Origin of the sequence: Kitasatospora sp. SolWspMP-SS2h (genome assembly GCF_003259315.1) — a bacterium.
Lineage (GTDB): Bacteria > Actinomycetota > Actinomycetes > Streptomycetales > Streptomycetaceae > Kitasatospora > Kitasatospora fiedleri.
Genome location: NZ_QLLT01000001.1, coordinates 288,296 through 306,934, shown reverse-complemented (window position 1 = coordinate 306,934; position 18,639 = coordinate 288,296). Strand labels below are relative to the sequence as shown.

The 18,639-nt window shown below is 75.3% G+C and carries 15 protein-coding genes; 11 read left to right on the top strand and 4 right to left on the bottom strand.

Features of this window, described 5'->3' with window-relative positions; genetic code table 11:
• Positions 1-30: 30 nt before the first annotated feature.
• The 4 genes from K353_RS01290 to K353_RS01275 all read left to right on the top strand — a co-directional run bounded on the left by K353_RS01290 (position 31) and on the right by K353_RS01275 (position 2,961).
• Complete coding sequence (locus tag K353_RS01290; RefSeq protein ID WP_111551657.1) at positions 31-387, top strand: DoxX family protein; 357 nt, start codon at positions 31-33, stop codon at positions 385-387.
• 218 nt (positions 388-605) lie between these two features.
• The gene (locus K353_RS01285) at positions 606-1,364 is read left to right on the top strand and encodes an N-acetyltransferase (RefSeq protein ID WP_111551656.1); all 759 of its coding nucleotides are present in this window, start codon (positions 606-608) and stop codon (positions 1,362-1,364) included.
• 68 nt (positions 1,365-1,432) lie between these two features.
• Positions 1,433-1,657, top strand: a complete 225-nt coding sequence (gene infA, locus K353_RS01280) for a translation initiation factor IF-1 (protein WP_030463886.1) — start codon at positions 1,433-1,435, stop codon at positions 1,655-1,657.
• Between the two features lie 131 nt (positions 1,658-1,788).
• Positions 1,789-2,961: an 8-amino-7-oxononanoate synthase gene (locus K353_RS01275; protein ID WP_111551655.1), complete on the top strand. Its 1,173-nt coding sequence runs from the start codon at positions 1,789-1,791 to the stop codon at positions 2,959-2,961.
• A gap of 49 nt (positions 2,962-3,010) precedes the next feature.
• On the opposite strand, the gene K353_RS01270 is transcribed toward K353_RS01275, so the two are convergent.
• Positions 3,011-4,528 (bottom strand): alkaline phosphatase family protein, encoded by a 1,518-nt coding sequence (locus tag K353_RS01270; protein WP_233533283.1) that lies wholly within the window; start codon positions 4,526-4,528, stop codon positions 3,011-3,013.
• A gap of 231 nt (positions 4,529-4,759) precedes the next feature.
• On the opposite strand from K353_RS01270, the gene K353_RS01265 reads away from it, so the two are divergent.
• A complete protein-coding gene (locus K353_RS01265; RefSeq protein WP_111551654.1) occupies positions 4,760-5,527 on the top strand; it encodes a GntR family transcriptional regulator in 768 nt (255 codons plus the stop codon).
• Between the two features lie 74 nt (positions 5,528-5,601).
• On the opposite strand, the gene K353_RS01260 is transcribed toward K353_RS01265, so the two are convergent.
• Both K353_RS01260 and K353_RS01250 read right to left on the bottom strand, forming a co-directional pair.
• Positions 5,602-6,090 carry a GNAT family N-acetyltransferase gene (locus tag K353_RS01260; protein ID WP_111551653.1) on the bottom strand — a complete coding sequence of 163 codons (489 nt, stop codon included), beginning with the start codon at positions 6,088-6,090 and terminating at the stop codon, positions 5,602-5,604.
• Between the two features lie 980 nt (positions 6,091-7,070).
• Positions 7,071-7,886, bottom strand: a complete 816-nt coding sequence (locus tag K353_RS01250; RefSeq protein WP_255410652.1) for an SAM-dependent methyltransferase — start codon at positions 7,884-7,886, stop codon at positions 7,071-7,073.
• A gap of 350 nt (positions 7,887-8,236) precedes the next feature.
• Between K353_RS01250 and K353_RS36730 the strand changes: the two genes are divergently transcribed.
• Together K353_RS36730 and K353_RS01240 are read left to right on the top strand one after the other, a co-directional pair.
• Entirely contained in the window at positions 8,237-8,797 is a 561-nt protein-coding gene (locus K353_RS36730; protein WP_111551652.1) for a sigma factor-like helix-turn-helix DNA-binding protein, read from the top strand.
• Positions 8,794-9,492 (top strand): hypothetical protein, encoded by a 699-nt coding sequence (locus K353_RS01240; protein ID WP_199527941.1) that lies wholly within the window; start codon positions 8,794-8,796, stop codon positions 9,490-9,492. Before K353_RS36730 ends, K353_RS01240 begins: the two co-directional genes overlap by 4 nt.
• 59 nt (positions 9,493-9,551) lie before the next feature.
• Here K353_RS01240 and K353_RS01235 read toward each other — a convergent pair whose 3' ends face one another.
• Positions 9,552-10,094, bottom strand: coding sequence for an ATP-binding protein (locus tag K353_RS01235; RefSeq protein ID WP_199527940.1), 543 nt, complete (start codon positions 10,092-10,094; stop codon positions 9,552-9,554).
• Between the two features lie 448 nt (positions 10,095-10,542).
• Between K353_RS01235 and K353_RS01230 the strand changes: the two genes are divergently transcribed.
• From K353_RS01230 to K353_RS01215, 4 genes are all read left to right on the top strand, one after another.
• Complete coding sequence (locus K353_RS01230; RefSeq protein ID WP_111551651.1) at positions 10,543-12,006, top strand: sulfatase; 1,464 nt, start codon at positions 10,543-10,545, stop codon at positions 12,004-12,006.
• A 151-nt stretch (positions 12,007-12,157) separates the two neighbouring features.
• The gene (locus K353_RS01225) at positions 12,158-13,174 is read left to right on the top strand and encodes a formylglycine-generating enzyme family protein (RefSeq protein WP_111551650.1); all 1,017 of its coding nucleotides are present in this window, start codon (positions 12,158-12,160) and stop codon (positions 13,172-13,174) included.
• Positions 13,175-13,366: 192 nt separating this feature from the next.
• Positions 13,367-15,538, top strand: a complete 2,172-nt coding sequence (locus tag K353_RS01220; protein WP_111551649.1) for a M4 family metallopeptidase — start codon at positions 13,367-13,369, stop codon at positions 15,536-15,538.
• Between the two features lie 237 nt (positions 15,539-15,775).
• Positions 15,776-18,541 (top strand): LuxR family transcriptional regulator, encoded by a 2,766-nt coding sequence (locus K353_RS01215; protein ID WP_111551648.1) that lies wholly within the window; start codon positions 15,776-15,778, stop codon positions 18,539-18,541.
• The last annotated feature ends 98 nt before the right edge of the window (positions 18,542-18,639 follow it).

Here is an 18,639-nt window from a genome sequence, read left to right as displayed (position 1 = left end):
CCCAGCGGCGGCCACGTCCGAACGGGAACCATGGAACTCGCCTACTGGATCGTCGCGGGCCCGCTCGCCCTCCTCTACCTCTACGGGGGCGCGCTGAAGGCGGTCCGCAGCCCCGACCGGCTCCGCCCGATGATGGCCTGGGTCGACCGCGTCCCGCTCCCCGTCCTGCGCACCCTCGGCGTGCTCGAACTCCTCGGTGCCGCGGGCCTGCTGCTCCCGCCGCTGACCGGCGCCGCCACCTGGCTCGCCCCGGCCGCGGCGGCCGGTCTGCTGCTGCTCCAGATCGGCGCGATCCCGGTCCACCTCACCGGCGGCGACCGCCGGATCGGCCTCAACCTCGTGCTGCTGGCCGCTGCGGCCGCGGCCCTCGTGCTCTCCGTCGGGTAGTTCGGGCCGGGGCCGAGCGAACCGGAAAACAAATCGGTTGGACGGGCGGCGGGAGGTTGCTACTGTTCGGATCACCGTGACCGGAAGCGAGGAGGTGAGTTCCCGATGAGAGCTGGATCGAGGCGGGTGCTCCCCCTTTCCCCACGGTGCAACGACTGACACAGGTGTCGTCGGGAGCGCTCGCGTGACAACGCAGGCACTCCCGAAAGGCGAAAGCCATGAACACCGTGCAGATCACCCGGGTCGACGAGACCCAGTGGCAGGCCCTGGCCGACGACGTGGTCGTCGGCCACGGCGACGTCTCCTCGCGCCGCCACGACCTCCGCTACATCAGCATCGACGTCTGGGACGACGCGGCCTTCCAGCCGCTCGCCGGGGCGATGCTCACCGCCCTGCCCGCCCCGCTCCGCACCCTGGTGCCGGGGGACGACGACACCGGCCTGGCCGCCCGCTGGGAGCGGGCCGGTTTCGTCCCCGAACGACGGGAGTGGGAGTACCTGCTCTCCACCGCCGTCGCCGCCGAGACCCCCCGCCCCGCCCCGGGCGTCACGATCCTGCCCGCCGGGGCGGCCGACGAGGCCGAGCTGCGGGCGCTGGACCGGGAGATCCGGGCCGAGGTCGAGGCCGGGCCCGGCTGGCACACCATGCCCGCCGAGGTTCGACCCGGCCCTCCGGGGGACACTCTCATCGATCCCTCCCTCTACGCCGTCGCCGTCCACCGGGGCCGGTACGCCGGGCTGGTCCGGGTGGTCCGCGGTCGCGGCCCCGCCCGGATCGGCCTGCTCGCGGTCCGCGCCGCCGACCGGCGGCACGGCCTCGGCCGCTCCCTGCTCGCCCACGCCCTGCACACCCTGCACCGGGCGGGAGTCCCCGCCGCCTGGGCCGAGGTCGACCAGTCCCGCACCGGCGCCACCACCCTCGCCGAGAGCTTCGGCGCCGAACGGACCGGCCAGGTCCTGCACCTGATCCACCCCTGATCACGTCCGATCCACCCCCGATCGACCCGCACCACCCCGTCGGAACCCCACCAGAGAATCGAGATCCCTTGCCACGCGTCGCCAAGGGCCTGGAGCTCGAAGGCACCGTCCTCGAGTGTCTGCGCAACGCCACCTTCAAGGTGGAACTGCAGAACGGCCACCACGTGCTCGCCCACATCAGCGGAAAGATCCGCAAGAACTACATCAAGATCCTCCCGTTCGACCGCGTCCTGGTCGAACTCAGCCCGTACGACCTGACCAGGGGCCGCATCCTGTTCCGCTACCGCAACTGACCCCCCGCCAGACCCGTTAGGCCCGCCAGGTCCACCGGGCCCGCCAGGTCCGCCGCCCCGGAGTGTGGGACACCGCACATCGGGGCGGCGCGCGTTGCTCCGGCCCGCCGCCGGGTGACAGAGTGCCGGGCATGGCGGGAGACGGGCAGGTCGGGGACGTGGGTGCGGCGCCGGAGCGGGTGTTCGACTGGCTGGACGAGGCCGCGGCCGCCCGTGCGGAGGCCGGGCTGACCAGGCGGCTGCGCAGTCGGCCGGCCGAGGACCCGGTGCTCGACCTGGCGTCCAACGACTACCTCGGGCTGACCAGGCACCCGGCCGTCACCGCGGCCGCCGCCGAGGCCGCCGTGCGCTGGGGCGGCGGGGCGACCGGCTCCCGGCTGGTCACCGGGACCACCGAGGCGCACACCGAGCTGGAGCGCGAACTCGCCGAGTTCTGCGGGTACGAGGCCGCGCTGGTGTTCTCCTCCGGCTACACCGCCAACCTCGCCGTGCTCACCGCGCTCGCCGGGCCGGACACCCTGATCGTCTCCGACGCCCGCAACCACGCCTCGCTGATCGACGGCTGCCGCCTCGCCAGGGGCCGCACCGTCCGCGCCGCGCACTGCGACCCCGGCGCGGTCCGGGCCGCCCTCGCCGGGCGGGCCGAACCCCGCGCCCTGGTGGTCACCGACTCGGTGTTCTCGGTCGACGGCAACGCCGCCCCGCTCGCCGGACACCTCGCCGCGGCCCGGGAGTCCGGCGCGGCCCTGGTCGTCGACGACGCGCACGGCCTGGGCGTGCTGGGCCCCGGCGGCGCGGGCGCCGGAGCCGCCGCCGGCATCGCCGGACAGCCCGACGTGGTCGCCACCGCGACGCTCTCCAAGTCCCTCGGCGCCCAGGGCGGCGTCGTCCTCGGCCCCGAACGGGTCGTCCGCCACCTGGTCTCCGCCGCCCGCACCTTCATCTTCGACACCGGCCTGGCCCCCGCCGCCGTCGGCGCCGCCCTCGGCGCCCTGCGCCTGCTGCGCGCCGAACCCGGCCGGGCCGCCGACGCCCTCCGGGTGGCCCGCGAACTCGCCGACCGGCTCACCGAGTCCGGCCTGCACGCCTCCGCCCCCGACGGCGCCGTGGTCTCCGTCCGCGCCGAGGACCCCGAGCACGCCGTGCGCTGGGCCGCCGCCTGCCGCGCGGAGGGCCTGGCCGTCGGCTGCTTCCGCCCGCCGTCCGTCCCCGACGGCGTCCCGCGGCTGCGGCTGACCGCCCGCGCCGACCTGACGGGCGAGCAGATCGCCTTCGCCGTCGGCGTGGTGCTCAAGACCCGCTGAACCGGTCCGGGGCGCGCCGGGCGCGGCCCGCCCCGGACCGGGCGCGGCATCAGCCGAAGACGACCTGGTCGACCGTCCAGAACGCCGAGTTGGTGCCCGTGTAGCGGAACTGGAACCGGGCCGTCGACGCACCCGCCGGGACGGTCACGTCCAGGTGCTCGACGGTGTTCAGGTCCGCCCGGTAGGACTTCACCAGCTGCGCGGCGCCGCCGTCGAACGAGACGTACACGTCGCCGGTCTGCGGGCCGTCGACCTTGTAGTCGGTGGCGAAGGACAGCGTGCCGCGCGTGCGGCCGGCCACCGAGTAGGCCGGGCTGACCAGCGTCGAGTCGAACTGGCCGGTGCCGTGCGACTTGTCGTCCCACTCGTCGGAGTCCGCGACCGCGAACACGTTGCGGGCCCGGACGTTGGTCTCCCGGCTCTGGCCGAGCTGCGCCGCCGTCCAGAACTCGTCGGTGGCGAACGCCCAGCCGCGCCACTCGGTGACGCCGCCGGACGGCATCCGCGCGTTGTCGATCGACCAGCCGGCCGGCGGGGTGTGGGTGAAGCCCTTGACCGTCGCGCCGATGCCGCTCTCGTCGACCCGGGTCTGCAGGCTCGGCCGCAGCGCGTCGAACTCGTCCGGCACGATCTCGTCCACCGGCTTGCCGTCCAGGCCCCAGGCCGGGTCGACCGGCACGCCCTCGTGCTTGAGCACGGTCGGCGCGATGTCCACCGGCTTGACGTCGTAGCGGTGCGCGCCGGCCGCGTGGCCCCGGCCGTTGAGGACCATCCAGGTCTGCCGCTCGTTCGCCGAGTTGCCGCCGTGGCCGCCCGCGTCGGTGTGGCCGTGGTCGGTGGTGACCACCACCAGCCAGTCCTCCGCGCCGTAGGTGGCACGGGACCTGAGGCCCGCCAGCACCTGCCCGACCCGGGTGTCCGCGTCGTGGATCGCCGCCAGGTACTGGCTGGACGCGCCGCCGTACGAGTGCCCGGCCTCGTCCACCTCGTCCAGGTGCAGGAACACCGAGTCCGGGTTGCCGTGCGCCAGGTAGTCGGCGGTGTCCGCGGCGGCCTTCGCGTCGTTCTCGCTCTCGGAGATCCGCAGGTCGGCCCTGCCGCTGAAGACGGTGGTCGCGATCGGGTTCCAGGAGCCGACCACCAGCGTCGAGGCGGCCGGGGCGGCGTTCTCCAGTCGGCTCGTGTAGTCCGGGTACAGGTCGAAGCGCGAACCGGTGAAGTCGTTGTCCATCACCTTGTGCTTGTCCGGCCACACACCGGTCGCGATGGTCGACCAGCCCGGCCCGGAGAGGGTCGGCGCCAGCGGGTTCGCGTACAGGTCGGACGTCGCCGTGGTGCCGGAGGCGATCAGCGCCTTCAGGTTCGGCGCGTCCGCCGTGAGCAGCTTGTCGTACCGGGTGCCGTCGATGCCGATGACCAGCGTCTTGGCCTGCTTGCTGCCGTTCGGCAGACCGTTGTACGCGCCGGTGGCGGCCACGGCGGACGAGCCGCCCAGCGGGACCAGCGCGGCCGCGACGACGGCCGCCGCGGAGAGGGAGAGGGCCATGGTGGAACGGGAGTTGCGCACGGGGGCTCCCAACGGGAAAGCGACACGGTGCGGTTGCACCGGCACCGAGGATGGGCCGGGCGGGCGAGCGCGAACCCGCGCCGAATCCACGGTTGTATGAACAAGCGCCGAAATTCAGTACAGACCGGTTATCGGTTCGTTATGCTCCGTAGACGTCCGGGTCGAGGGCGGACCGATGGCGGACCGAGGGCGGACCGGGAGTGGGGGAGGGGCGCTCGCTACCCTGGGCCGGTGAACCACGGCCCCTCCCGCGCCCCCCTCGCCCCCGCCCGGTCCGGCGTCCCCGAGCACGGCCGGGTGCCCAAGTACTACCTGGTCAAGACCGAACTCGAAGAGCTGATCGAGGAGTTGGGCCCCGGCGGACGGCTCCCCACCGAAGCCGGCCTGGCCGAGCGGTACGGCGTCGCCCGGGCCACCGTCCGCCAGGCCCTGCGCGACCTGCTGATCGAGGGTCGCCTGCGCCGCCAGGGCCGCGGCACCGTGGTGGCCGGCGCCAAGATCGAACAGCCGCTGTCGCTGGCCAGCTACACCGAGGGGGTCACCCGCCAGGGCCTGCGCCCCGGCCGCACCCTGATCGCCCTGGACCGCCGGCCCGCCGACCCCGCGACGGCCGACCGCCTCGCCGTCCCCGCGGGCGAACCGCTCTGGCACCTCGAACGCGTGCTGCGCGCCGACGAGGAGCGCGTCGGCCTGGAGTCCACCTACCTGCCGGTGGCCCGCGTCCCGCGGCTGGCCGCCGAGTTCGACCCCGCCGGCTCGCTCTACGGCTACCTGCGCGAACGCGGCGTCCACCTCGCCGGAGCCGAGGAACGCATCGAGACCGTCCTCGCCACCCCGCGCGAGGCCCTCCTGATCGGCACCCCGCCCGCCCTCCCGATGCTCCTGCTGAACCGCCGCAGCCGCGACGCCGCCGACCGCCCGCTGGAACTCGTCCGCACCCTCTACCGCGGCGACCGCTTCAGCTTCACCCTCGACCTGACCGCCCCCACCACCGACTGACCGCCGACCGGCCGCCGTCTGCCCGCCGGCGGGAGGCGGCCTCGCGCCGGTGGTGAACGCCGCCGGGCGCGGCGTCAGGCGAGGGACTTGCGCATCAGGGTGCAGACCGTCTCGTGGCGGCGCAGGGTGTCGTCCGCGTCCTCCACCTCCCAGGAGTCGGGGGCGCGGCCGAAGGCGCGGTAGCCGAGGCGCTCGTACAGGGCGCGGGCGCGCGGGTCGGACTGCTCGACGCCGAGCTCGGCCCGGGCCAGGCCGCGCGCGACGATCCGCTGCTCGGCGGAGCGGATCAGCAGCGTGCCGATCCCGCAGGACCGCAGGGCCGGGTGGACGCCCAACTGCCAGAGCGTGCCCGCCCCGGGCGCGACCGCGTAGTCGACGCCGCCGACCGCCACCGGCAGCCCCACCGGCGTGCACACCGCCAGGTAGTCGACCTCGCCCGCCCCGGCCCGGCGGAGCTGCCGGACCAGCTCGCGCACGTGCCTGGGCGAACCGGCCCAGCCGCAGGACGGCAGGTCGGCCTCGGCGAGGTCGCGCACCGACAGGTGCAGCCTGATCCCGGTCATCGCGGTGTCCCCCAGGTTCGGCCCGGGCCGGTGCGGCGGCGGCCGTGGCCGGGGGCGTTCCCATTGCAGCAAGCCGTTCCCCGGGACGTCCAAGGGGATTTGCGACGGAGGGACAGGCCGGAGCCCCGAGAAGGGCGGCGTCCGCGCAGCACCTCAACGACACGGTCGAGCGCCCGCGGGCCCGGCTGCGGACGGAGTCCGGGCAGCACGCGACCGGGCCGGGTCCGACGCAGCCCGGGGTGCCGGCGGGCGCGGCCCGGGAGGGTCCGACGACGCCGGCCCGGCTCGCGACGGCGGAGCACGTCAGCGCGCAGGCCGTCGCGCAGAGCCCGGCGGTGCTCAGGGCCGCCGGGCCGGTCCACAGCGCGCCCGACCCCTCGGACGGGCGGAAGAAGCCGATCAGCGCGGACGCCGCGGCGGCCGAGCCGGTCGATCGGCTGCTCTCCGGGTGCGCCGCCGTCCTGGCCCGGGCGATTGACGCGGCCGTCGCCGAGCACGAGCGGACGGGCCCGGTCTGGGCGGTCGAACTGCTGGAACGGCTCGCCCGCGTGGACCTGCGCGGCGGCGCGGGACGACCGCCGCCGCCGCGCGGGCGGTGGAGCCTCGGACGAGGCCTCGGTACCCGGGGACCGGCCCCGGCCCGACGGACAGCTCGACCGTCGCCACCGCACCGACCGCACCGACCGCACCGACCGGGCCGCGACCCGACGTGCGCCGGGAAGCACCGCGCCGAACCCTCGCGTCGAACCGCAGCGACCCGCACCCGACAGCCCCGCATCCCGTACCGCGCGAGGAGAGACCCGCACGACCCCCCACGACGTACCCGTCCTGGTGGCCGCCCGCGACCCGGAGGTGCACCGCGTCCTGCCGGAGAAGGTGTTCCCGAGCCGGGCGCACATCGTCGACACCGCCCGGTCGGCCGAACTGCTCGGCTGAGGCTGCCCGTTGCCGCTGTTCGCCCCGGCCGCGGCCCGCCCCGGTCAGGGGCGGACGGCGACCGCGCCGTAGCAGGAGGCGCCGGCGTCGGTGATGTGCTCGGTGTCGTCCTCGGGGGAGGGGTTCCAGCGGGTGGTGGCGACCAGGCCCGGGTCGAGGAGGTCCCAGCCGGTGAAGAACTCGCCGAACCGGTCGCGGGTGCAGGCCGCGACCGGTGTGCCGGCGGCGGTGTAGACCTGGATGAGCCGGGCGGTCTCGTCGGGGGCGAAGTCGGGCGTCAGGTGGCTGATCACCAGCGCGGACCCGCGGGGCAGCCGGGCCTTGAGCCCTTCGGTGATCCGGTGCGCGTCGTCCGGGACGAAGTGCAGCAGCGCGTTCATGCTGAGCGCGACCGGCCGGTCGAAGTCGAGGGTCCGGGCGGCGGCCTCCAGCAGCGCGTCCGGCTCGCGGACGTCGCCCTGGACGTAGGCGGTGACGCCCTGTTCGGTGCCGCGCAGCAGGGCCTGGGCGTGCAGCAGCACGATCGGGTCGTTGTCGGCGTAGACGACCGCGGCGTCCGGCGCGATCCGCTGGGCCACCTCGTGCAGGTTGGGCGAGGTGGGGATGCCGGTGCCGATGTCGAGGAACTGCCGGATGCCGGAGCGGGCGAGCAGGCGGGTCGAGCGGCGCATGAAGGCGCGGTTGGCGCGGGCGGCGGAGCGGGCGTAGGGGAAGACGGCGAGGGCGCGGCCGGCGGCCTCCCGGTCCGCGGGGAAGTTGGTCGTCCCGCCGAGGTAGAAGTCGTACATCCGGGCCGAGTGCGCCAGATGGATGTCGAGGTTGACCTCGACGCCGTCGGTCCGTCCGCTCACGTCCGTCACGCGCGCCCCCTGATCGTCCGTCACTCCTCCGCTGCGCCCACTATGCCCATACGGGCGAACGGAGAATCAAGGGGGGTGGCCGCATCCGGGGCGCAGCCGGGCGAAACGGTCGGAATCGATCACCGGTCGGTCCGATCCGGTCGGCGCCCCGGATAGGCTGGTGGTCCGGCAGGGTGACGTGCGGCTGATCGGGAGACCTCTTGTGCCGGATTACCATGTCGGCACCTGATGCGCCTTACTGTTCCTGTGGGGTAAGCGAGTTCTGACGATCGGTACCGGCGACCGGCACCGACGTCCGGCTACGGGGAGCAGGGTGCGGCGACCAGGGTGCCGCCGGGGAGGAGTGGGGCGTGAACGAGAGCGAACGGGCGGTGGGCGACCGGCACCGCCTGACGTTCGACGCATTCTGCGACACGCACCACCGGACGTGGACCGGCTTCGCCGCCGCCCGCCTGGGCGACCCCGGCGCGGCGCACGGCGCGGTGGAGCTCGCCAAGGGCCGGGTCTGGCAGGAGTGGCCGCGCATCCTGCGCGAGCAGTTCCCGGCGTTCCAGGCCTGGACGATCCTCAAGGAGGAGGTCGGCGCGGCCCTGCTGCGGCGGACGATGAACGGCGAACCGCCGCCCTCCCCGGCGCACGTCCCGCTCTGGGTCTGCGCGGTGCGGGCCGCCGCCGAGCGGGCCGGCGACCTGCCGGAGACCGCCGCCGACCACTGGCAGCTGTACGCCGCCCTGCGCGGGCTCTCGGAGCGGCGCCACGACGTGGTCCTGCTGCGCCACCTGCTCGGCCTGACGGACCGGCAGATCGCCGACTGCCTGGCCACCACGGAGGCCAACGTCCGTTCCACCGCCGCCCAGGCCCTCGACCGGCTGGCCGCCGCCCTCGGCGTCCGGAACAGGGAGCGCCGATGACCGCCGGACCGGACAGCCTCCACCCGCCCGCCACCCGCGAACCCCGCCCGCGCCCCGGCGACCCGCACCGCGCAGACGGCCAGGACAGCCGGAGCGGCCCGGACGACCAGAGCCGCCCGGACGGCCCCGGCGTCTCCTGGGACCGGCTGCTCACCGCCCCCCGCCCGTTCCCCTCCGAGCACCTCCAGGCCGCCCACGAACTCGACCTGGCCACCTCGCTGGTCCTGGCGATGCCCACCGCCGCCCCCTCGCTGGACCTGCTCGTCAACGACGAACGCATCCACCCCGAGGGCGCCCTGGTCCTGGGCGCGCTGCTGCACGCCGCCCGCCACCGCGAGGGCGCCCAGTTCTGGTGGCAGTTCGCGGCCGGCGGCGGTTCCTACACCGCCGCGTCCTGCCTGAGCCTGCTGCACCGCAGCCTCGGCGAGTTCCTGGACGCCGAGGTCTGGCGGCGCCAGGCCGAGGCGCTGGCCGCCCGCCCCCGCCCGCCGCAGCACGTCCTGGGCGTCCGCGACACCCTGCTCCCGGCGGGCGTGCTCGCCGAGATCCTCGCCCTGTGCCACGACGGCCTCGACGTGAAGCTCCCGCCCCGGCTGGCCGCCGTCATCCACCAGCTCCCGGTCGACTGCGACGACCTCGAGTACGGCGAACTCCCGCAGGTGAGCAGCACCCTGGTCCGCGACCTGGCCCGCTGACCGGCCGGCCCGCCGACCGGCGGATCGGCCTGCCCGCTGACCGGCCGGCCCGTCGGCCCTCAGCGCTGGACGATCACCCGCTCGCCCTCGCCCACCGGCTCCTGGAAGGCGTCGAAGTACCGCCGCAGCGTCTCGTCCGGGACGGTCACGCTGTTCGCGTCGCTGCGCCGGCTGCGGATGGCCAGGCGGCGGCGCAGTGTCTCCAGGTCGGCCCGCAGCCGGACCAACTCCCAGCGGCAGCCGTGGTCCTCGATCAGCGCCTTGTACCGGTCGCGGGTCTCCCGGTTCCAGAAGCTGTAGTCGACGACCACCGGGCGGCGCGCCTCCAGCAGCCCGACCAGCTCCTCCCACAGCTCCCGCTCCACGGCCGTCCTGAGCCGCTCGTACACGGCCGGTTCCAGCTCGCCCCCGTCGCGCCCGGTCCGCGCCCAGATCACCTCGTCGATCGACAGCCGGACGAACCCGCGCCGCTCCAGCGCCCGCGCGTACGTGCTCTTCCCCGATCCGGGCAGCCCGCACATCAGCACCACCAGCCCGCGCTCGGTCCCGTCCAGCTCCGGCAGCAGTTCCGCCTCGTCCGGTACCGTCTCCACCTCGTTCACGCGGCCCAGCCTATGCCGTTGCGGACGCGTCCGGGGCACCGGGCGGACTCGCCGCCGTGCACCGCCCCGCGCCGCGGAACCGGCGCCGCACGGCGGGGGGCCCGGCCTACAGGGGGGGATCGGCCGGGCCCTTCTTCCGCCGCACCCAGCGATTGCCCCGGATGCGCGACTCCATGCCACCTTCTTTCGGGGCTTCTTCCGGAGCCTCTTCCGGGGCTCCTTCCGGAGCTTGTTCCGGGGCGGCGGGCGAGGGCACCGGTCGGCAGGTGTGCGAAACATTGCAACGGGCCCGTGAACAGCGTGCGTTGTCTGCGCGCAGCCAATTGCGGGCGCTCGTCGCGCGCCCGTAGGTTCACCGTCAGCGCCGCGCACGCTCCGTCCGGCCGGGGACGCCCGCCGATCCGCTCCGCCCGCACGTTTCCTCCTGCCGCGAAAGGGTGCGCACACCATGAGCCGGAACACCGAACCTCCGCGCGACGAACCGAAGGCCGCACCGAAGGTGGACCGCCGCGGCTTCCTGGCCGGCGCGGTATCGGTCGCCGCCGCGACCGCCCTGCCCCTGGCCCTGGGTACCCCACCCGCCACCGCGGCCGCCGCCGCCACCGAGCCCGGCGCCGCACCGGGCACCCGGCCGAACATCCTGGTGATCCTCACCGACGACCAGCCCAAGCAGACCGAGTGGGCCACCCCCAGGACGGTGGACTGGCTGGTCGGCCACGGCGTCCGGTTCACCGCCGGGCACGTCACCACGCCGCTGTGCGCGCCGTCCCGCTCCTCGATCTTCAGCGGCCAGTACGCGCACCACCACGGCGTCCGCGACAACGGACACCCGTACAACCTCGACCAGCAGCACACCATCCAGCGGGCGCTGCACCAGGCCGGCTACCGCACCGGCCTGTTCGGCAAGTACCTGAACGCCTGGCACCCGGCCGACAACCCGCCGCACTTCGACGAGTGGCTGCTGTCCGCGCCGGTGGTCTACAACAACGGCCAGTACAACGACAACGGCACCGTGCGCACCATCCCCGGCTACTCGACCTCGGTGATCCGCGACCACGCGCTCGCCTTCCTCGACAAGGCCGCCACCGACGCGCGCCCGTGGTTCGCGTTCGTCGCGCCGAAGGCCTCGCACGAGCCCAACACGCCCGAGCCCAAGTACGCCGACACGCCCGTCCCGGCCTGGGACGGCCGCCCGTCCGTCGACGAGGCCGACCGCAGCGACAAGCCCGAGTGGATCCAGAACGGGACGGCCACCCTCGCCACCGCCCGGCAGCTGCGCGCCCGCCAACTGCGCACCCTGCTCTCGGTGGACGACGCCGTACAGGCCATCCACGACAAGCTGGCCGCGCTCGGACAGCTCCAGAACACCCTGGTGATCTACCTCGGCGACAACGGCTACACCTGGGCCGACCACGGCTGGTCGAAGAAGTCGGTGCCCTACCTGCCCTCGGTCGAGGTGCCGTTCTACCTGTCCTGGCCGGCCGGCGGCCTCGGCGCGGGCAGCCCCGCCGACAACCGGATCGTGGCCAACATCGACATCGCCCCGACCGTCCTCCAGGCCGCCGGGATCACCCCCGACTGGGCGGTCGACGGCCACTCGCTGCTCGGCGCGTACAGCCGCGACCACCTGCTGGTCGAGTTCTGGGAGCAGGGCGCCCACCAGGACGGGCGGCCGCACACCTGGGCCTCGTACCTCGGCAAGGACAAGCAGTACACCGAGTACTACAAGCTGCACACCGATGCGAACGGCCTGCCCGTCGGCACCGGCGAGATCGCCTTCCGCGAGTACTACGACCTGAACGCCGACCCCTACCAGCTGGTCAACAAGCTGTACCAGGCCACCCCGGCCCAGGAGAAGGCGCTCGGCGTCCCGGCCCTCGCGGCGGCCCTCGCCGCCGACCGCAGCGCCTGACCGCACGGCCGCACCGCTTCCCCGCAACCCCGGCCGGTCGCCCCCCACGGCGACCGGCCGGGCCCCACGTCCCCGCACTCCGAACCACCCGAGCCACCCGAACCACCTGAACCATCCGAACCACCCGAACTCCCGCACCGAAGAGGCCGCCATGCTCTCCTGCTGCACCCCCGGACACGAGCCCACCGACCTCGGCCTGCCCGTCCTGACCCTGTCGCCCACCGCCGCCGAGCCCTCCACCGCCGCCGAGCCCTCCGCCGCCGCCGAGCCGCCCGCAGCCGCCGAGCCGCCCGCACCGTCCCCCGCCGCGGTGCGCGCCGCCCGCGGGCTGCTGGAACTGCCCGGCGGGACGTTCCTGATGGGCGGGCAGGACCCGGACGGCATCCCGGCGGACGGCGAGGGGCCGGTGCGCGAGGTGCGGCTCGGGCCGTTCGCGATCGCCGCGACCACCGTCACCAACGCCGAGTTCGCGTCCTTCGTCCGGGAGACCGGGTACGTGACCGACGCCGAGCGCTTCGGCTCCAGCTTCGTCTTCGAGGGCTTCCTCACCGACCGGCTGCGCGCCGCCTCCCCGCCGGTCGCCGCCACCCCGTGGTGGCGGGCCGTCGAGGGGGCCGGCTGGCGCACCCCCGAGGGCCCCGGCAGCGGTTTCGCCGCCCGCCAGCAGCACCCCGTGGTGCACGTCTCCTGGAACGACGCGCAGGCGTACTGCGCCTGGTCCGGCACCCGGCTGCCCACCGAGGCGCAGTGGGAGTACGCGGCCCGCGGCGGACGCACCGGCACCCGCTACCCGTGGGGCGACGAACTCGCCCCCGGCGGACGGGAGATGCTCAACATCTGGCAGGGCGAGTTCCCGATCCGCCACACCGGCCGGCACCGCTCCACCGCCCCCGTCCGCTCCTACCGCCCCAACGGGCACGGCCTGTACAACGTGCTCGGCAACGTCTGGGAGTGGTGCGCCGACCGGTTCAGCCCCGACCACCACCGCCCCGACACCCCCGCCACCCGCCGGGACCCGCTCGGCCCGCCCACCGGCCCCGCCCGGGTGATGCGCGGCGGCTCCCACATGTGCCACGCCTCCTACTGCAACCGCTACCGGCTGTCCGCCCGCTCCTCGAACACCCCGGACAGCTCCAGCGGCAACATCGGCTTCCGGGTGGCCCGCTGACCGCCCGCCGGGGCGCCCCTGGGGCGCGGACCGGCGCACCCTTGACCGGCCCTTGCCGGGCGGCGGGGGCATGTCGCGGGGGCGGTCCGCGGTCCTAGCGTCCTGCCGCCGAGCCGAACCCGGCCGCGACACCACACCCCACCGGTGCCGCGGCCGTCCCCCGTCAACCCCGGCCCGGCGGGAGGAAACCCGATGAACCGCAAGACCGCGCTGGCGGCAGCCGTGGCGGCCGCCCTCACCCTGGGCACCGTGGTGGCGGCGAGTTCGCAGTCCCCCGCACTGGCGAGCGGTACCACCGCGAACGGTGCGGGCTTCCGGTCGATGACCGCCGTGGGCCGCCTCGCGGTCATGGAGCGGGCGGAGAAGGAGGCCGGGGCACTGGCGAAGACGCTGGGCCTGGGCCCGGACGAGCGCCTGCTGCCCAAGGACGTGCTGGTCGAGAACGACGGCGCCCGGCACGTGCGCTACGACCGCACCTACCGCGGGCTGCCCGTGGTCGGCGGCGACCTGGTCGTGCACTACGCCGCGAACGGCAAGCCCACCTCGACCACCTGGGCCCACGAGGGCGCCGTCAAGGTGGCCGGCGTGACCCCGAAGCTGACCGGCAAGGACGCCTCGGCCACCGCCGAGCGCAGCGCCAGGCACGTCACCTCGGCCCGCACCACCGCCCTCGACACCAGCCAGCTGGTGGTCTGGGCGGTCGGCAAGGTGCCGGTGCTGGCCTACCGCACCACCGTCACCGGCACCGGCGACGCGGGCCCCGGCGCCCACGAGGCGGTCGTGCTCGACGCGGCCAGCGGCACCGTCCTCGACCAGTACGAGGTCGAGCAGACCGTCACCGGCACCGGCAACGGCGTCAACGTCGGCCAGGTGAGCATCGAGACCAGCCAGGGCGGCAGCGGCTACACGCTGACCGACGCGGCGCACGGCGGCACCATCGTCTACGACTCGTACAACAGCCCGCAGTCGAACCCCGCGCAGAACGCCCGGACCTTCTCCAAGTCGTCCAACTCCTGGGGCAACGGCTCCACTTCGAGCCGCGAGAGCGCCGCCGTCGACGCCTCCTACGGCCTGGCCAAGACCTGGGACTACTACAAGAGCACCTTCAACCGCAGCGGCATCCGCAACGACGGCCGCGGCGCCCCGGCCTACGTGCACGTGGACAACCAGCTGCTGAACGCGTTCTACGACGACTCCTGCTTCTGCATGTCCTTCGGCGACGGCTCCTCGCAGAACGGCAACACCCCGCTGACCGCCCTGGACGTCTCCGGCCACGAGATGAGCCACGGCGTCACCGCCGCCACCGCCAACCTGAACTACTCCGGCGAGTCCGGCGGCCTCAACGAGGCCACCAGCGACATCTTCGGCACCATGGTCGAGTTCTACGCCGGCAACAGCACCGACCCCGGCGACTACTACATCGGCGAGAAGCTCCACATGGGCAACGGCTACCTGCGCCGGATGGACAACCCGGCCGCCGACGGCTCCTCGCTCTCCTGCTACAGCAGCCGGGCCGGCCAGGTCGACGTGCACTACTCCTCCGGCATCGCCAACCACTTCTTCTACCTCGCCGCCGAGGGCACCGGCGCCAAGACCATCGGCGGCCTGCCGCACAACGGCACCCCGTGCAACGGCGACAGCTTCAACGGCATCGGCCGGGACAAGGCCGCCGCGGTCTGGTACCGGGCCCTGTCCACCTACATGACCTCCACCACCACCTACTCCTCGGCCCGCACCGCCACCCTGCAGGCCGCCGCCGACCTGTACGGCGCCAACTCGCAGGAGCGGTACCTGGTCTCCAAGGCGTGGGCCGCCGTCAGCGTCGGCACCGCCCTGCCCGACCCGGGCAACGGCACCCCGACCCCGTCGCCGTCCGGCTCGCCCAGCCCCTCGCCCAGCTCCTCGCCCACCGGCAACCCCAACCCGGGCAACGCGCTGACCAACGGCGGCTTCGAGCAGGGCGCCACCGGCTGGACCCAGAGCGCCGACGACATCACCAACTCCACCCAGCAGCAGGCCCACGGCGGCTCCTGGTACGCCTGGATGATGGGCTACGGCTCCACCGCCGGCGAGACGCTGGCGCAGAACAACGTCGCGGTGCCGTCCACCGGCAGCCCCAAGCTCACCTTCTGGCTCAAGGTCACCACCCAGGAGTCCGGCTCCACCGCCTACGACACGCTCAAGGTCACCGCCAACGGCCAGGCCCTGGCGACGTACTCCAACGCCAACGCCTCCGCCGGCTACGTGCAGCGCACCGTCGACCTGAGCGCCTTCCGCGGCCAGAGCGTCAACCTGGCCTTCGTCGGCCAGGAGGACGCCTACCTGTCGACCGTCTTCCTGGTCGACGACGTCAGCGTCGGCTGACCGGAGCCGGCCGACCCGGGCGGGCCGCCGGGGACGACCGACCCGGGCGGGCCGCCGGAGCCGGCCGACCCGAGCGGGCCGCCGGGGACGACCGCCGGAGCCGGGGAGCGTCCCACCGGCTCCGGCCGGGCCGCCCCAACCGGCGGCCCTTAAAGGGGACTTAACGTCGGGTCGGGAGGGTGTCACGTTCAGGTGACACCCTCGCGCAGCCGGTTCCGAGGCGGCACACTGACCGCCATGACCGGCATCCTCCCCGGCCCGGCCGCAGCCGCCACCACCCCGGCGGGCCCGACCGAGCCCCCGCTCGTCGACCGCGCGCACCTGCTCGCCGACATCCGCGCCGCCCTCGCCGCCACCGGCGGCGTCCTGCTGCACGGACCGGCCGGCATCGGCAAGACCGCGCTGCTCGACACTCTCGCCCAGGACGCCGGCCCGGCGGGCGGGACCGTCCTGCGCAGCAGCCCCACCGCCGCCGAGGCGGACCTGCCGCACCTCGCCCTGATCGACCTCCTCGGCGAGGCCCTCCCCGGCCTCGCCGAGGACCTGCCCGACCACCTGCGCCAGGCCCTGGAGTGCGCCCTGCTCCACCGCGCGTCCCAACCCGGCACCCCCACCGACCCGTTGGCCGTCCGGGTGGCCGTCCTCGAAGCACTGCGCCGACTCGCCCGGCGCGGCCCCGTCCTCGTCCTGCTCGACGACACCCAGTGGCTCGACGAGGCCAGCCGCCAGGTCATCGCCTTCGCCGCCCGCCGCCTCACCGACCGCCGGGTCCGGATCGCCGTCACCGAACGCACCGCACACGCCGACGCCGCACCCGAGCGGGCCGCGCTCTGCCCGCCCGGCGCCCGCGAGATCCCGGTCGGCCCGCTCGGCGAACGCGGCACCGGCGCCCTGCTGCGCGAACGGCTCGGCCTGCGGCTGAGCGGACTCACCCTCACCCGGGTGCACGCCGTCAGCGGCGGCAACCCCTACTACGCGCTGGAGCTGGGCCGCTCGCTGGCCGCCGGCGGCGGCGAGAGCGCGCTGGCCGCCGACCCGGCCCGCCCGCTCGACGTCCCGCACCGGCTGCGCGCCCTGGTCTCCGCCCGGCTCGGCGAACTCCCCGACACCGCACGGCAGTCGCTCACCGTCCTGGCCGCCGCCCGGACCGGCACCGGCCTGCCCGCCACCGTCACCGAACCGCTCGCCGCCGCCCGCCGCCACGGCATCGTCCAGCAGAACCCCGCCGGCACCCCCCAGTTCAGCCACCCCCTGGTCGCCGAAGTGGTCCTCGCCGACGCCGCCCCCGACACCCTGCGCGCCGCCCACCGGCTGCTCGCCGAACTCACCGCCGACCCGGTCGAGCAGGTCCGCCACCAGGCCCTCGCCGCCGACGCCCCCGACCCCCGCCTCGCCTCCCGGCTGCACCGCGCCGCCGACACCGCGCTCACCCGCGGCGCCCCCGGCACCGCCGCCGAACTGCTCCGCCTCGCCGCCGACCACACCCCCGACCCCGACCCCGCCAGCCGCCGCCTGCTCGCCGCCGCCCGCAACGCCGCCGCCGCCGGCCTGCCCGACCTCGCCCGCGCCTGCGGCGAACGCCTCGCCACCGCCCCCGCCGCCGACGTCCGGGTGCACGCCCGCCTGCTGCTCGCCCGCCTGCTCGGCCCCGACCACCCCGGCGCCGAACCCCTGCTCACCGCCGCCGCCGAGGACACCGGCGGCCACCCCGCCCTCACCGCCGCCGTCCACCAGGAACGCGCCGTCCGCGCCCTGCACCGCGGCGACCGCGCCGAGGGACTCGCCGAACTCGCCACCGCCGAGAAGCACGCCGACCACGCCGACGACCCCGACCTGCTGGTCGAACTCCTCGCCCAGCGCGCCCCGCTGACCCTGCTCACCGACCCCGCCCTGGGCCTGGCCCAACTCGAACGCGGCTGCCGCCTCGCCGCCGGCCGGCCCCCCACCGCCGCCGCCGTGTTCTGCCGCGAAGGACTCGCCGTCGCCGCCCTCCGCAGCGGCGACCTGCCCCGCGCCGTCGCCGAGGTCGAGGCGCTGCGCGCCGAGGTCGAAGCCGCCGGCCGCACCGAGGACCTCGCCAACGTCCTCTACATCGCCGCCTCCGTCTACGAGCGGGCCGGCCGCTGCACCGAGGCGTACGCCGCCGGCCGCGCCGCCCACGACCTGCGCGAACGCATCGAACCCAGCCCCGGCCCGGCCCGCGTCCTGGGCGGCGCCGCCGAACTCAACGGCGGCACCGCCGACCGCGCCGCCCACCTCCTCGACTCCGCGATCCGCGCCGCCGAGAGCGACCACGACCGCGAATGGCTCGCCTACGCCCACGGCCTGCGCGGCCGCGCCGAACTCCTGCGCGGCAACCACCCGGCCGCCGCCGAACACCTCGCCCGCTGCCTGCTCCTGCTGCGCCTGATGGAGTTCACCGACCCCGCGCTCTTCCTGGTGGACGCCGACCTGGCCGAGGCACTCGCCCTCTCCGGCCGCCCCGAGCAGGCCGCCGCCACCCTCGCCGACGCCCGCGACCGCGCCGCCCGGCTCGGCCGCGACGTCCTCACCCTGGGCCTGCACCGCGCCGAAGCCCACCTCACCGCCGCCACCGACCCCCGCCGCGCCGCCGACACCCTGCGCGCCCTGCTCCCCGACACCCACCCCTACCCCCTCGAACTCGCCCGCGCCCACCTCGCCCTCGGCACCCTGGAACGCCGCGCCCGCCGCCGCGCCGCCGCCCGCACCGCCCTCCAGGAGGCCCACACCCGCTACACCGCCGCCGGCTGCCGCCCCTGGCAGCAGCACACCGCCGCCGCCCTCGCCGCCCTCGACGCCCTGGAGGCCGACCCCACCCCCGTGCAGCAGCAGATCCTCGCCCTGATCCGCTCCGGCGCCACCAACCGCGAGATCGCCGCCCGCCTCCACCTCTCCGTCAAGGCCGTCGAGGCCAACCTCACCCGCCTCTACCGCCAGTACGGCGTCCGCGGCCGGGCCGAGCTGGCCCGCCACCGGGACTGATCCGCCACCGGGACTGATCCGCCACCCGGACCGAACCTGGGCCGGGACCGCCCCGGGGCTGGGACCGCCTCAGGGCCGGGACCGCCGCCTCGGGGCCG